Origin of the sequence: Chryseobacterium sp. SSA4.19, assembly GCF_022601875.1 — a bacterium.
Lineage (GTDB): Bacteria > Bacteroidota > Bacteroidia > Flavobacteriales > Weeksellaceae > Chryseobacterium.
Window position 1 is genome coordinate 48,786 of sequence record NZ_JAKVIP010000015.1, and the last position, 14,391, is coordinate 63,176.

Annotated in this window: 14 protein-coding genes; 9 read left to right on the forward strand and 5 right to left on the reverse strand. The window is 37.3% G+C overall.

Annotated features, from left to right (window positions below; translation table 11 throughout):
* Nucleotides 1-248: 248 nt before the first annotated feature.
* The 7 genes from ileS to trpS all read left to right on the forward strand — a co-directional run bounded on the left by ileS (nt 249) and on the right by trpS (nt 7,088).
* On the forward strand, nt 249-3,710 hold the full coding sequence (ileS, locus tag MKJ01_RS11910) for an isoleucine--tRNA ligase (protein ID WP_241614227.1): 3,462 nt from the start codon (nt 249-251) through the stop codon (nt 3,708-3,710).
* 51 nt (nt 3,711-3,761) lie between these two features.
* Nucleotides 3,762-4,142, forward strand: a complete 381-nt coding sequence (locus MKJ01_RS11915; RefSeq protein ID WP_241614226.1) for a TraR/DksA C4-type zinc finger protein — start codon at nt 3,762-3,764, stop codon at nt 4,140-4,142.
* Nucleotides 4,143-4,227: 85 nt separating this feature from the next.
* Entirely contained in the window at nt 4,228-4,473 is a 246-nt protein-coding gene (locus MKJ01_RS11920; protein ID WP_241614225.1) for a DUF6576 domain-containing protein, read from the forward strand.
* Nucleotides 4,474-4,487: 14 nt separating this feature from the next.
* Nucleotides 4,488-4,679, forward strand: a complete 192-nt coding sequence (locus MKJ01_RS11925; protein WP_241614224.1) for a DUF2683 family protein — start codon at nt 4,488-4,490, stop codon at nt 4,677-4,679.
* 50 nt (nt 4,680-4,729) lie between these two features.
* Nucleotides 4,730-5,368 carry a lipoprotein signal peptidase gene (locus MKJ01_RS11930; RefSeq protein WP_241614223.1) on the forward strand — a complete coding sequence of 213 codons (639 nt, stop codon included), beginning with the start codon at nt 4,730-4,732 and terminating at the stop codon, nt 5,366-5,368.
* A gap of 13 nt (nt 5,369-5,381) precedes the next feature.
* Nucleotides 5,382-6,026, forward strand: coding sequence for a vancomycin high temperature exclusion protein (locus MKJ01_RS11935; protein ID WP_241614222.1), 645 nt, complete (start codon nt 5,382-5,384; stop codon nt 6,024-6,026).
* 93 nt (nt 6,027-6,119) lie between these two features.
* Nucleotides 6,120-7,088 carry a tryptophan--tRNA ligase gene (gene trpS, locus MKJ01_RS11940; protein WP_241614221.1) on the forward strand — a complete coding sequence of 323 codons (969 nt, stop codon included), beginning with the start codon at nt 6,120-6,122 and terminating at the stop codon, nt 7,086-7,088.
* 53 nt (nt 7,089-7,141) lie between these two features.
* On the opposite strand, the gene MKJ01_RS11945 is transcribed toward trpS, so the two are convergent.
* From MKJ01_RS11945 to MKJ01_RS11965, 5 genes are all read right to left on the reverse strand, one after another.
* A complete protein-coding gene (locus tag MKJ01_RS11945) occupies nt 7,142-7,837 on the reverse strand; it encodes a YjjG family noncanonical pyrimidine nucleotidase (protein WP_241614220.1) in 696 nt (231 codons plus the stop codon).
* A 206-nt stretch (nt 7,838-8,043) separates the two neighbouring features.
* Nucleotides 8,044-8,634: an RNA polymerase sigma factor gene (locus MKJ01_RS11950; RefSeq protein WP_241614219.1), complete on the reverse strand. Its 591-nt coding sequence runs from the start codon at nt 8,632-8,634 to the stop codon at nt 8,044-8,046.
* A gap of 195 nt (nt 8,635-8,829) precedes the next feature.
* Complete coding sequence (locus MKJ01_RS11955) at nt 8,830-9,321, reverse strand: hypothetical protein (protein ID WP_241614218.1); 492 nt, start codon at nt 9,319-9,321, stop codon at nt 8,830-8,832.
* 82 nt (nt 9,322-9,403) lie between these two features.
* Nucleotides 9,404-10,684 carry a methionine adenosyltransferase gene (gene metK, locus MKJ01_RS11960; RefSeq protein ID WP_241614217.1) on the reverse strand — a complete coding sequence of 427 codons (1,281 nt, stop codon included), beginning with the start codon at nt 10,682-10,684 and terminating at the stop codon, nt 9,404-9,406.
* 231 nt (nt 10,685-10,915) lie between these two features.
* Nucleotides 10,916-11,866, reverse strand: a complete 951-nt coding sequence (locus MKJ01_RS11965; RefSeq protein ID WP_241614216.1) for a LysR substrate-binding domain-containing protein — start codon at nt 11,864-11,866, stop codon at nt 10,916-10,918.
* A 131-nt stretch (nt 11,867-11,997) separates the two neighbouring features.
* Here MKJ01_RS11965 and MKJ01_RS11970 point away from each other — a divergent pair, with 131 nt between their 5' ends.
* Both MKJ01_RS11970 and MKJ01_RS11975 read left to right on the forward strand, forming a co-directional pair.
* Nucleotides 11,998-13,485: a catalase gene (locus MKJ01_RS11970; protein ID WP_241614215.1), complete on the forward strand. Its 1,488-nt coding sequence runs from the start codon at nt 11,998-12,000 to the stop codon at nt 13,483-13,485.
* A gap of 105 nt (nt 13,486-13,590) precedes the next feature.
* On the forward strand, nt 13,591-14,358 hold the full coding sequence (locus tag MKJ01_RS11975) for an enoyl-CoA hydratase/isomerase family protein (RefSeq protein WP_241614214.1): 768 nt from the start codon (nt 13,591-13,593) through the stop codon (nt 14,356-14,358).
* The last annotated feature ends 33 nt before the right edge of the window (nt 14,359-14,391 follow it).

Here is a 14,391-nt window from a genome sequence, read left to right on the forward strand (position 1 = left end):
AGTTGGGTGAAAAGAAATTTAATTTCAAACGGGCTAAAGCCCGATCTTATATTGATTATAAGCTTCCAAATTACAAGTGGAAAAATTAACTTATCCACCATTAATAACTCAGCGATAATCAATTCTCAGATTTATATTTCTGAAACAGAACTTTTTCACTGTGAATATCAAAATAAAACATATATTATAAACCGGTAAATTTTAGTAAATTTGCCAACTTAATGAATCAACGATATCGATATAATACAATGAGCCAATTTAAAGAATATAAAAACCTCAATCTTATTGACGTAGCTGAGAATGTAGCTGAATTCTGGAAACAGAATAAAACGTTTAATAAAAGTGTTGAGATTCGTGAGGGGCAGCCTGAGTTTGTTTTTTATGAAGGTCCGCCTTCCGCAAACGGTATGCCCGGGATTCACCACGTTATGGCCAGAGCTTTAAAGGATATTTTCTGTCGTTACCAGACCCAGAACGGAAAGCAGGTTTTCCGTAAAGCGGGCTGGGATACCCATGGACTTCCTGTAGAGCTTGGTGTGGAAAAAGAACTAGGCATTACGAAAGAAGATATTGGCAAAAAAATTTCGATTGAAGAGTATAATCAGGCATGCCGTGAAGCGGTAATGCGTTACACAGACGTCTGGAACAACCTGACCGAGAAAATCGGGTATTGGGTAGACCTTGAAGATCCGTATGTTACCTACAAGCCAAAATATATGGAGACGGTTTGGTGGCTGCTAAAACAATTGTACGATAAAGGATTATTATACAAAGGCTATACGATCCAACCCTATTCTCCGAAAGCAGGAACAGGATTATCTTCCCATGAAGTCAACCAGCCGGGAGCATATCGTGATGTTTCTGACACAACCATTGTTGCGCAGTTCAAGGCATTGCCGGAAACCTTACCTTCATTTTTAAAGGGATTTGGAGATATCCATTTCTTAGCATGGACAACAACACCATGGACATTGCCTTCCAATACTGCCTTGACTGTAGGTCCAAAAATAGATTATGTTTTAGTAAAAACATTCAATCAATACACTTTTGAGCCGATCAGTATTGTTTTGGCTAAAGCTTTAGTCGGAAAACAGTTTACTAAAAAATATGCTGAAGGAACTGATGAAGATTTTGCAAATTATACTTCAGAAAGTAAAGTTATTCCTTATCAAATCTTAGCAGAATTCAAAGGTTCAGATTTGGTCGGAATTAAATATGAGCAATTATTAGATTATGCAACCCCTTATCAAAATCCGGAAAATGCGTTCAGAGTAATCGCAGGAGATTTCGTGACGACAGAAGACGGAACGGGTATCGTTCATACAGCACCTACTTTTGGTGCTGATGATGCGAAAGTAGCTAAAGAAGCTACTCCTGAAGTTCCGCCTATGTTGGTGTTAAACGAAAATGGAAATCCGGTTCCATTGGTGGATTTACAGGGTAGATTTTTATCTTTGGTAAAAGACGAAGTTTACGGTTTTGCCAATGAATACGTAAAAGCAGAATATCTGAATGATGACGAAAAAAATACAGAATTCAATATTCAGAAAGAACAGCTAAAATCAATCATCGCAGATTTAAAGAATTACCTTTCTGTTGATGAAAGAATTGCTTTAAAATTAAGAAAAGAAAATAAGGCTTTCAAAATTGAAAAATACGTTCACAGTTATCCGCATAGCTGGAGAACTGATGAGCCGTTATTATATTATCCGCTGGATTCCTGGTTTGTGAAAATGAGCTCTGTAAAAAACCGATTAGTAGATTTAAATAAAGAAATCAACTGGAAACCGAAATCAACCGGAGAAGGACGTTTCGCCAACTGGCTGGAAAATGTGAATGACTGGAACTTATCACGTTCAAGATATTGGGGAATTCCATTGCCGATCTGGAGAACGGAAGATCTGAAAGAAGAAATCATCATCGGATCTGTAGAAGAATTATACAACGAGATTGAAAAGTCGATTGAAGCCGGATTCATGACAGAAAACCCGTTCAAAGGTTTTGAAATCGGAAATATGTCTGAAGAAAATTACTCTCTGGTTGATTTGCACAAAAATATCGTTGATAAAGTAATTTTGGTTTCAGACTCCGGAAGGGAAATGCACCGTGAAAGCGACCTGATCGATGTTTGGTTTGATTCAGGTTCGATGCCGTATGCGCAGCTGCATTATCCTTTTGAGAATAAAGAATTGATCGATACTAAAAAGGCATTCCCAGCAGATTTTATTGCGGAAGGTGTTGACCAGACGCGTGGCTGGTTCTATACCCTTCATGCCATCGGAACAGCTGTTTTTGATTCAGTGGCTTATAAGAATGTAATGAGCAACGGGCTTGTTCTGGATAAAAATGGCCAGAAAATGTCAAAACGTCTAGGAAACGGAATTGATCCATTTGAAACGTTAGCCGTTTACGGCCCGGATGCTACACGCTGGTATATGGTTTCCAATGCCAATCCTTGGGAAAACCTGAAATTCGATATTGAAGGTATTGATGAAGTGAGAAGAAAATTCTTCGGAACATTGTACAATACTTATTCATTCTTCGCTTTGTACGCCAATGTTGATGGCTTCAGTTATTCTGAAAAGGATGTTGAAAACAGACCAGAAATTGACCGGTGGATTTTATCCGAATTAAATTTACTAATCAAAGAAGTTAAAGCTTTTTATGAAGATTACGAACCGACGAGAGTCGCAAGAGCCATCAATACTTTTGTAAATGATAATTTATCAAACTGGTACGTGAGATTATGCAGAAGACGCTTTTGGAAAGGAGATTATTCAGAAGATAAAATCTCTGCTTACCAGACTTTATATACCTGTCTGGAAACGGTTGCCAAATTATCTGCTCCAATTGCTCCGTTCTTTATGGATCAGCTGTACCAGGATTTAAATAAAGTAACCGGAAAAGATAATGCAGAATCGATCCACCTTACAAACTTCCCGGTTGCTGATGAAAGTTTGATTGATACCGATTTGGTTGAAAAAACGCATTTAGCGCAATCTATTACGAGCATGGTTTTCTCGTTGAGAAAGAAAGAAAAAGTAAAAGTTCGTCAGCCGTTACAAAAAGTTTTAATTCCTGTGTTGGATTCAAAAACAGAAGAGCAGATTTCCGCAGTTTCTGAGTTGATCAAACAGGAGGTAAATGTTAAAGAAATTCAATTGATCAATGCAGAAGAAGCGGCGCATCTTATCGTAAAACAGATCAAACCGAATTTCAAAGCGCTTGGACCCAAGCTGGGAAAAGACATGAAAACAGTTGGCGGAGAGATTGCCAATCTGGAAGCAGAACAGATTTCCAGCCTTGAAAAAGAAGGGAAGATTGAGGTTCAGGGATATGAGATTACATTATCTGATGTTGACATCTCAACAAAAGACATTCCGGGATGGACAGTAACTTCAGACGGGAAAACGACTGTGGCATTAGATTTGACGCTGACAGATGAGTTAAAATCAGAAGGGATTGCAAGAGAATTTATCAACAGAATTCAGAATCTTAGAAAAGAAAAAGATTTTGATTTAACAGACCGTATCAGGATCTCTATTGAAGAAAATTCTCCTTTCCTAAATGACATTAAGAAAAACGAAGAATATATTTCATCTGAGGTCTTGTCAGATAAAATAGAAATTGTATCTTCACTTTCAAATTTTAACGAAATCGAGATAGATGATGTTAATTTTAAGATAAATATTGAAAAAATTAATATATAGTTAGCGTTTTTCAATTTCCCATTTCATAATTTTATTAAAAGAGAAAAGAACATGTCAGACGAAAGAGTAAGATATAATGATTCTGATTTACAGGAGTTTAAATCGATCATTAAAGAAAAGATAGAAAAAGCAGAAAAAGATTTGCAGCTGATCAGAGAAAGTTTCATCAACGATCAGAACAACGGAACTGATGATACCTCTCCTACCTTTAAAGCATTTGAAGAAGGAGCAGAGACGTTAAGCAAAGAACAGAATTCTATTTTAGCCGGGAGACAGGAAAAATTCTTGCGCGATCTTAAAAATGCTTTAATAAGAATTGAAAATAAAACATACGGTATTTGCCGGGTAACCGGTAAGCTGATCCCAAAAGAAAGGCTGCTGGCAGTTCCTCATGCAACATTGAGCATCGAAGCGAAAAATATGCAGAAATAACTGCAGCGTCAGGTTAATTATAAGACATTGGGTTTATAAAGTATTTCATGCAATACTTTATAAACCTGATTTTTAATATATAATAATGACTGAATTTCTGATTCTACTATTTATTATTATCGCGGTATTGGTTTTTTTCAACAGAGAACAAATCAAAAGCAGGTTTTTTTCGCATAAAAAGACTCATTATACCATAGATGATCAGTTTAATTCTGAAAAACGCGAAAGAGAAAAAGAAATTGACAGACTGCTGAGCAAGATGGGCAAAAACGGAATACATGACTTGTCTGCAAAGGACAGAAAAAGACTGGATGAACTGTCTAAAAAGTAAATAAAACCTATACAATGGAATCTATTATTGTACACACCAAGAATGCAATGGAACTTACTGCTTTGAAAAGTGTTTTAAAAGACATGAATATTCAGTTTGAAAAGTTCCATACCAAGAATACGCATCATAACCAGAAAACGATTAAGAAAATCGTTGATAAGAAGAACGAAAAAATAGGAAAACCTAATAAACCGAAAGGACTCTAATACAGTCGCTCCGGCGGTTCTATATCCTCATTAACCATTCAATTCCCCTCATGAAAAAGATATTATTTGTCACTTTTCTTATTTTATTAATTGATCAGGCTTCAAAAATTTATGTAAAGACACATTTCAACCTGGATGACAGCATTTCTGTATTTCCTGGCTTCAAACTGACCTTTGTTGAAAATCCCGGAATGGCTTACGGGCTTCATTTCGGCGGAGTCATCGGTAAGTATTTCCTGGTCATTGTAAGGGTTTTCCTGATCGGAGGAATGATTTATCTCTTTAGAAAATGGCTGCAGAGGGGAGAATCCAATTATCTTCTTATTCCTATGGCCATGATCTTTGCAGGAGCTATTGGAAATTTAATAGACGGTATGTTTTACGGACTTATTTTCGACAGCGGAACGGTATATGATGCCAGCATTGACCGATGGATCGGTTACGGGGGAATTTCAAAGCTGACCTCTTTCGGACACGGATATTCCACTTTTATGAGGGGCTGTGTCGTTGATATGCTTCATTTCCCTCTGGTAGACTGGAACGTTCCCGAAAGCTGGCCTTTAATCGGAGGAAAACATATAGAATTTTTCAAATATATCTTTAATGTCGCAGATTCTGCCATTACTGTAGGTGCAGCTCTCTTGCTGATATTCAGAAAAAAAGCATTCCCGAACGGACTTGAATTTTAAGATTATACACAAGATGAAAAAATTCATTAAAAATGTGATAATTATTTTCCTGCTTCTTTTCGTAGCAGGAATTATTTTTATCTTCTGGGCCAACTACACCATGAAAAAGGACAGTGAAAATTATGTATCCTATCAAATTACTGATGTGCCGACAATAAAAACAGCATTGTTGCTGGGGACAAGCAAGACTCTGAATAACGGCCAGCCCAATGCGTATTTTGATAACAGAATCGAAGCTGCATGGCAGTTGTATAGAAGTGGGAAAATACAATATATTATTGTCAGCGGGGACAACAGCAGAAAAGATTATAACGAACCCGAAGATATGCAGCAGGCTCTGATTAGGAAAGGAATACCTGAAAATTATATATTTATGGATTTTGCCGGATTCAGAACTCTGGATTCCGTGGTTAGAGCCAAAGAAATTTTCGGTCAGCATAAAATCATTATTATTTCTCAGAAGTTTCATAATGAAAGAGCTGTATTTTTAGCCCGGCAAAACGGTATCGAAGCTTTCGGATATAATGCGAAAGATGTAAATAAATACGCAGGTTTTAAAACGAACCTCAGGGAATACCTGGCAAAGGCGAAAGCTTATTACGATGTATTAACAGGCGTCGAACCGAAGTTCGGAGGACAGAAAGTCCTGATCCCTTAGTTTTGATGACCTGTTACATTTTAAGATAAGTTTTATCATCTTTAGGTGGATTCCCTTAAATTTGCAATTCATTAATTTATATAAATTTAAACAATGTCAAGAATTCTTACCGGCATTCAAGCCACCGGAACCCCGCACCTTGGTAATTTGTTAGGTGCCATCATTCCTGCAATTGAACTTTCAAAGCAGGAAGGAAATGAATCATTTTTATTTATTGCAAATCTTCACTCTTTAACACAGATTAAAGATGCGAAAGAACTGAAACAGAATACCTACGAGATTGCTGCGGCTTGGCTTGCTTGTGGGCTGGATACTGAAAAAACCTACTTTTACAGGCAGAGTGATATCCCTGAAACCTGTGAACTTTCTTGGCATTTATCATGTTTTTTTCCGTACCAGAGACTTACTTTAGCGCATTCTTTTAAAGATAAAGCAGACCGTTTACAGGATGTCAATGCCGGCTTATTTACCTATCCGGTTTTAATGGCAGCTGATATTTTATTATATGATGCTGAAATTGTTCCTGTCGGGAAAGACCAGCTCCAGCATCTGGAAATTGCACGTGACGTAGCTTCCCGATTTAATAACCAGATGGGTGAAGTTTTTGTTCTGCCACAATCTGAGCTTCAGGAAAACACAAAATATGTTCCTGGAATTGATGGCCATAAAATGTCTAAATCCAGAGGAAATATCATCAATATCTTTTTGCCGGAGAAAGATCTGAAAAAACAGGTAATGAGCATCGAATCTGACTCAAAATCACTGGAAGAACCGAAAGATCCTGAAACGGATAAGACTTTCGCTATTTATCAACTGATCGCAACTCCTGAACAGACGGAAGAATTGAGGGCAAAATATGTAGCGGGAAACTTTGGATACGGCCACGCTAAAAAAGAACTTTTGGACCTGATTTTGGTAAGGTTTGAAAAGGAAAGAGAACTGTTCTCCTATTATATGAACAATTTGGATGAACTTGAGACAAAACTTCAGGAAGGCGCAGCAAAGACAAGACTAATTGCTACCGAGACTATCACAAGAGTAAGAGCAAGCCTGGGAATTTAAATGTCCTATTTACGATAAAAAAATTTCGGCGGCACCTTTGGTGCCGCCGAAATCTATAAATATTCCCTGATCTGTAAGAGATGTTTAATCGTTTTCAGATCTTCCTGTTGAGGATTTTCATTAAATACATCAAAGAAAATAACATCCATTCCGAAATTTTGAGCTCCTACAACATCTGCAACCCAATCATCACCAATCAGGATACTATTCTCTTTTGTAGCATCAGCAAGACTTAAAGAATACTCAAAAATCTCAGGTTTCGGCTTTCGTACACCTACTGTATCGGCACTGGTAATGGTCTGAAAATAACGGGCAATACCGGATAGAATACACTTTCTTTCTGTTACTTCTTTGAAGCCATTGGAAATTATATGCAAAGTATATTTTTTAGATGTAAGATAATCCAAGATATATCCAGCTCCTTCTACCAGTTCATTATGATTGAGGATTTTATCCAGGAAATGCTCTTCAAAATACATGGCAAGCGCTTCGTCGTTAATCCCAAAGTGGTTAAAGGTATCATAAAAACGATGTTTTCTTAAATATTCTTTATCAATAATTCCGTCCCGGATATTCTCCCAAAGCTTTTCATTGATTTCATGATACACGAAATGAAATTCTTCAAAATCGATATTGTATTTTAAGCTAATCTCTTCCTTTTCAAAAAGGCTTTTAATCGTAAGATAGGCATTTCTGCGATGGTCCCAGAGTGTATTGTCGAGGTCAAAAAAAATGTGCTGAATTTTCATACAGCACAAAATTAATCAATTTAATTTTTAGAAATCGGATAATTCTTGCTCTTGGTCTTTACAACCTCGAGGTTCTTTGAAAAGTTGAGCAAAAACTCAACCGTTTGTTTCTTTGGTTTCAAAGTGGTGACTTTTAAGGAATCATTTTTTCTCATAGGCGAGTATATGTTTTTCCTTAAAAACGGGAATTTTCCGAAATTATTATCTTATCGTGTCAAGACAATGTGATTTTCATCCATGATTTTTCTCAGGTTTATCAAAGCATACCGTACTCTTCCCAACGTAGTATTAATACTCATGTTGGTATGATCTGCTATTTCTTTAAAACTAAGTCCGTCAAAAAACCTCAACTGAATCACTTCCTGCTGGTTTTTAGGAAGATACTGCAGCATTTTTAAAAGATCGTCCTGGATCTGATTGGTTACCAGCTGATCTTCAATATTCTCAGAAGGCTCTTTCAGCAAATCAAAAATAGAATATTCATCGGTTTCAAAAGTCGTTTCAGAAACTTTAATATTTTTTGATTTGGACCTGAAATGGTCAATAATAAGGTTATAAGCAATTCTTTTTGCCCAAAGGATAAATTTTCCTTCTTCGTTATAGCGTCCTTCTTTCAGCATAACAATGATCTTCATGAAGGTATCCTGAAAAACATCATTAGCTAAATCTTCATCATTAATTTTATAAAAAATGAATGTAAAAAGTTCTCTCTGGTGGCGGTGAATAAGGGCTGACAACGCCTCTTCGTCTCCTTTCTGATAAAGGGAAATGAGTAAACTATCCGATTTTGATTTCATAACTTCTTCTCAATAAATATTTTTGCTGACAATCTGCTTCAGATATATTATCTGACATCAGCGGTAAATACAAAACAATTCTTCAGAGTAAAGTATAATCAATAGGCGGATACAATTTTCTATGGTGTAAATATAATAATTTTTTAATAACTGTTAAGCAATTATTAAATTTTTACAAGAAAAAATTAATAAAAATCAATTAAACATGTCATGAATGAATGCAGTAGGGAGATTTAGTGTAAAATTAATATTCAGACCTCTAAGTTCTTTACCGTTTATTCCGCTGTTTCCTACCGGAAAAGCATATCCGCCGGTAAGATCCAGCAGACCGAAAAGGGTAAACCCTACTTTCGGAGCAATATATTTATTGGTAGCTTCCGCTCCCATCAGAAAATAATAAGAATGATAGAAGTCTACATTCTTCTGAAAATTCAACAGAATATCGGTTGAAACTTTCGGCATGATCGCAAATTCTGAATTCACTGAACCCATCATGGCTGAACCTCCCAAACGGTAAATCACGTTATCATTGCTCAGGAAAAGCAACTTCCCCCCCACTTCACCAAAACTCTGATTCTGATAGGTATAGCCTGCACTTATCATTTTGTGCATGGTGAGCTGCGCTTTGGTAAAATTTCCAAGGAAAAGCAGGATAAGAATGGTTATGGTGAATGTCGCGTTCTTCATCTTCTATTTATTTATATGTAAAATTAAAAAAAACTGCCTTACCAGAAAGATAAAGCAGCTAATATTATAATGGCAGACAAAATTAAATCCCGAAAGCGGTTTTAATTTCGTCTACTTTGTCCAGCTTTTCCCATGTGAAGAACTCAAGGTTTTTTAAGGTAAGCTCCTTTTTCTGACCTTTGTTAAAAGTTTTGTCAGCTATATAGCTTTCTCTGCCCATATGTCCGTAAGAAGCCGTTTCCTGATAGATCGGATTTCTCAGTTTCAGATTCTGCTCAATGGCATAAGGTCTCAAATCGAAAATAGAAGTTACTTTTCTGGCGATTTCCCCGTCATTAAGCTCAACTTTTGAAGTTCCATACGTGTTGATGTACAAGCCACATGGCTCGGCCACCCCGATTGCATAAGAAACCTGTACCAAAACTTCATCAGCCACTCCTGCAGCTACCAGGTTTTTAGCGATATGCCTTGTTGCATACGCCGCACTGCGGTCTACTTTTGACGGATCTTTTCCTGAAAATGCACCCCCTCCGTGAGCTCCTTTTCCTCCATAGGTATCTACGATAATTTTTCTTCCCGTAAGACCTGTATCTCCGTGAGGTCCACCGATAACAAATTTACCGGTTGGGTTGATATGATAGGTAATCTGATCATTAAACAATGCTTTAATCTCTTCAGGCTGCTTGGCAACAACTCTTGGGATTACGATATTCTTAATATCTTCACGGATTTTATTGAGCATTTCTTCCTCTGCACCAAAATCATCGTGCTGTGTAGAAACGACAATAGAATCGATTCTTACCGGCTTATGGTCGTCAGAATATTCAATAGTCACCTGGCTTTTTGCATCCGGACGAAGATATTTAATATCCGTATTTTCTCTTCTGATCGCAGAAAGCTCCTTAAGAATAGTATGGGCAAGGTCTAAAGCCAGCGGCATATAATTAGCCGTTTCATTAGTGGCATATCCAAACATCATTCCCTGGTCTCCTGCGCCCTGAGCATTTGCTTTCGCTTCAAAAGATTCGTCGGTTACTGCTCTGTCAACTCCCTGGTTGATATCCGGAGACTGCTCATGAATTGCAGAAATTACCCCACACGAATCACCATTGAACATATACTCTCCTTTGGTGTATCCAATCCCGTTGATCACTTCCCTTGCAATAGTCTGCACATCAAGATAAGCATCAGACTTCACTTCACCGGCCAATACCACCTGCCCGGTAGTAACCAAGGTTTCACAGGCTACTTTAGAAGACTGGTCATATGCTAAAAAATGATCGATTAATGCATCGGAAATCTGATCGGCAATTTTATCCGGATGTCCTTCTGAAACGGATTCAGATGTAAATAAATAAGACATATTATTCTATTTGTTTTAAATTAGAATTTACGAAGAAAGCGGAAATACTGCCGAAAGGTCTAAAAAAGAAATACTGTTTTAGCATTTTTTTATAGAGGTTGCAATCAGGTCAAATTTCCTCGTTCGTAAACGTCGACAAATTTAAGTACTATTTTTTTAATACTCAAAGTTTTTGTCTACTAATTATAATTTCCTGAAATTCGCTGCATATCAGCTTTTAACGTAAAAGAATTATTGTGGCTTTATGCTTACAAATTCTTTCGGGTTTTCATGATAATTTAATTTTTTCTCTAATGAAGCTCTGATAGAATGAGACAATTCATCAATAATTTTCTGCTTGAATGTCGGCTTATAATAAATGATGCTGATTTCCCGGTATGGAAAAGGTTTTTTAAACCTGAAAACATTTTTCTTCTGTATTTCAGAAAGCTGGCTTAAAGCAAGCTCTGGCAAGATACTTATTCCGCCCACTTTATCAACCATATGTACCAAAGTCTGGATATTGGACGCCAGAAAATCCAGGTTCTTAGGCTTCAGTGTGTTTTCTTTCAGGTGGCATATGTTTTCAAACTGATTTCTCAGGCAATTTCCTTCTTCAAGCAACCACACTTTTTCAACGTTCAGGTCTTCCGGAACAACGTACGAGTTCTTCTTATTCGCTTCTGTATCAGAGCTGTAAATCATAAGTTCTTCATTGAACAGGAAATCCTGATAAAACTCATCTGCAGAATCATAAGGTGTAGAAATGATTCCGGCATCTAATTCACCGGCTTTTAAAGCTTTGATAATATTATCGGTAGTCATTTCTTTCACATTCATCTGGATTTTCGGATTATCTTCCAGGAACTTAAAAATTTCAGTCGGTAAAATAAAAGATGAAACCGTAGGGATAATTCCTACATTGATGGTTCCTCCCAAAATATTATTTAACAGATTGGCTTTATTTCTCAATTCATTCACGGCCTCTATTATGACTTTAGCCTGATCAATAATCTGGAGCCCGACATCGGTAGTGCGTATCGGATGTGTTGTTCTGTCAAAAACTTTTACATCCAGTTCATCTTCGAATTTCTGTATCATTGCACTTAATGTAGGCTGGGTAATGAAGCAGGCCTGTGCAGCTTTACCAAAATGTTTGTACTTATCTACAGCGATAAGATATTCCAATTGCTGAATGTTCATCTGATTAATATTATCTATTACAAAGATATGATGTTTTTGCTTTCAGCAATTAAAATTTCAGGTAAATTTGATAATTAGTACCTTTACATGATTGAATATAATTAATACATCATTGACACAAATATAACCCTATGGATTCCAATAAATTAACATTAAGCAACGGAGCTCCCTACTTTGAACACCAGGACTCACAAACGGTTGGTCCCAGAGGACCGGTTTTGCTGCAGGATTTTATCTTACAGGAAAATCTCGCTCACTTCGTAAGGGAAAGAATACCGGAAAGAGTGGTACATGCCCATGGAAGCGGAGCGTACGGAACTTTTACTATAACTCACGATATCAGTCAGTACACAAAAGCTAAATTATTTTCAAAAATAGGGAATTCATGCAGGATGTTTGCCCGATTTTCTACTGTAGGCGGAGAAAGGGGAAGTGCAGATACGGCAAGAGATCCAAGGGGTTTTGCTTTAAAATTCTATACGGAAGACGGAAACTGGGATCTGGTAGGTAATAACACGCCTGTTTTTTTTATTAAAGATGCTAAAAAATTCCCGGATTTCATCCACACCCAGAAAAGAGTTCCGAAAACAAATCTTAAAAGCGCTACCATGATGTGGGATTTTTGGAGCTTTAATCCGGAATCACTTCATCAGGTGCTTATATTAATGTCAGACAGAGGGACGCCTTACGGCTACAGGCATATGCATGGTTTTGGCTCCCATACTTTCTCCATGATTAACGATAAAAATGAAAGGGTCTGGGTAAAATTCCATTTTAAAACAAAACAGGGAATCAGGAACTTTACCGATGAGGAAGCGACTAAAATGGCCGGTGAAAACCCTGATTTCGCACAGGAAGATCTCTGCAGTTCTATTGAAGAAGGCAATTTTCCGAAATGGACGATGTACATCCAGGTAATGACAGAAGATCAGGCCAGAGATTTCAGATGGAATCCTTTCGATATTACAAAAGTATGGTTCCAGGGAGATTTCCCGTTGATAGAGGTCGGGGAAATGGAACTTAATGAAATACCTGCCAATTATTTTGCGCATGTAGAGCAATCTATTTTTTCACCCAGCAACCTGATCAACGGAATTAGTTTTTCTCCGGATAAAATGCTTCAGGGAAGATTATTTTCGTATCCTGACGCTCACCGGTACAGGGTCGGCGTTAATGCTCACCTTCTTGAAGTCAACCGATGCCCTTTTGCAGTCAATAACTATCAGCGGGACGGCTTTATGGCAGACTCAAGCTACTATCAGGACAAGCCCAACTATCATCCGAACAGTTTTGACGATATCAAACCTGATCCTTCCTATAAAAGCTTTGAATATGAACTGGACAGTGCACATGTTGCCAGCTATAACAGGAATGAGAATGATGATGACCATTATACACAGCCCGGCCTGCTCTATTCAAAAGCCATGGGCCCTGAAGAAAGACAGCAGCTTGTAAAAAATATAGTAGGCAGCATGAATAAAATTACAGGACCGAAAAAAGATGAAATTATTAACCGGCAACTGTGCCATTTCTTCAGAGCTAACATTGAACTTGGTATGAAAGTGGCAACCCAGCTGAATGTAGTTATTGATGCCAATATGATGAATCATCCTAAATAATCATATCAATTCATAATTTCAGTTAAAAGGAAAAAAGATCACTATTTTTTCCTTTTTTATTGCAAAAAATTTATAATTTGCATGGAATAATATTTTAAAGTGGAAATGAGTTACGAAAATATATTATTAAACAGGGAAGATAAAATATCGACCATCACTATAAACAGGCCTGAAAGCTTAAATGCATTAAATGCAAAAACAATTCAGGAGATAAGTACCGCTTTAGACGAATTAAATTCTGATTCATCCTGCAAAGTCATTATTCTTACAGGAAGCGGAGAAAAGTCTTTTGTTGCCGGAGCAGACATTAAAGAATTCAGTGATTTTGGACAGGAAAAGGCAGAAGAACTTGCACGAAACGGACAAAATACCTTATTTAATAAGATAGAAAATATGGCTAAGCCTGTCATTGCAGCTGTTAACGGCTTTGCATTAGGCGGCGGTCTTGAACTGGCTATGGCATGCCACATCAGATATGCATCTGAAAACGCCAGGCTTGGTCTTCCAGAAGTAACATTGGGGCTCATCCCAGGCTACGGCGGGACGCAAAGGCTTCCAAAGCTTGTAGGAAAAGGAATGGCCAACGAAATGATCTTCTCTGCCAAAATGGTTCCTGCCCAACGGGCAAAAGAAATCGGATTGGTAAATGAAATCTATCCTATTGAAGAATTAATAACCAAGACAAAAGAACTTGCCAACACAATTGCCAACAACTCACCTATGGCCATTGCAAAAGCGATTAATGCTGTTAACCTATCAGATACGGATCAAGGTTTTGAAACCGAAATCAGATATTTCGGAGAGCTTTTTGATCTGGATGATAAAAAAGAAGGAGTTTCTGCGTTCTTAGAAAAAAGAAAGCCTAAATTCTAACTGTTACCTTAATACAAATTATTTCGAAAATCA

Coding starts and splice junctions, on each gene's coding strand:
- MKJ01_RS11915 (WP_241614226.1), top strand. CDS start 3,762: ATGTCAGACGAAAGAGTAAGATATAATGATTCTGATTTACAGGAGTTT.
- ileS (WP_241614227.1), top strand. CDS start 249: ATGAGCCAATTTAAAGAATATAAAAACCTCAATCTTATTGACGTAGCT.
- MKJ01_RS11945 (WP_241614220.1), bottom strand. CDS start 7,837: ATGAAAATTCAGCACATTTTTTTTGACCTCGACAATACACTCTGGGAC.
- MKJ01_RS11925 (WP_241614224.1), top strand. CDS start 4,488: ATGGAATCTATTATTGTACACACCAAGAATGCAATGGAACTTACTGCT.
- MKJ01_RS11975 (WP_241614214.1), top strand. CDS start 13,591: ATGAGTTACGAAAATATATTATTAAACAGGGAAGATAAAATATCGACC.
- MKJ01_RS11920 (WP_241614225.1), top strand. CDS start 4,228: ATGACTGAATTTCTGATTCTACTATTTATTATTATCGCGGTATTGGTT.
- metK (WP_241614217.1), bottom strand. CDS start 10,684: ATGTCTTATTTATTTACATCTGAATCCGTTTCAGAAGGACATCCGGAT.
- MKJ01_RS11965 (WP_241614216.1), bottom strand. CDS start 11,866: ATGAACATTCAGCAATTGGAATATCTTATCGCTGTAGATAAGTACAAA.
- trpS (WP_241614221.1), top strand. CDS start 6,120: ATGTCAAGAATTCTTACCGGCATTCAAGCCACCGGAACCCCGCACCTT.
- MKJ01_RS11955 (WP_241614218.1), bottom strand. CDS start 9,321: ATGAAGAACGCGACATTCACCATAACCATTCTTATCCTGCTTTTCCTT.
- MKJ01_RS11970 (WP_241614215.1), top strand. CDS start 11,998: ATGGATTCCAATAAATTAACATTAAGCAACGGAGCTCCCTACTTTGAA.
- MKJ01_RS11950 (WP_241614219.1), bottom strand. CDS start 8,634: ATGAAATCAAAATCGGATAGTTTACTCATTTCCCTTTATCAGAAAGGA.
- MKJ01_RS11935 (WP_241614222.1), top strand. CDS start 5,382: ATGAAAAAATTCATTAAAAATGTGATAATTATTTTCCTGCTTCTTTTC.
- MKJ01_RS11930 (WP_241614223.1), top strand. CDS start 4,730: ATGAAAAAGATATTATTTGTCACTTTTCTTATTTTATTAATTGATCAG.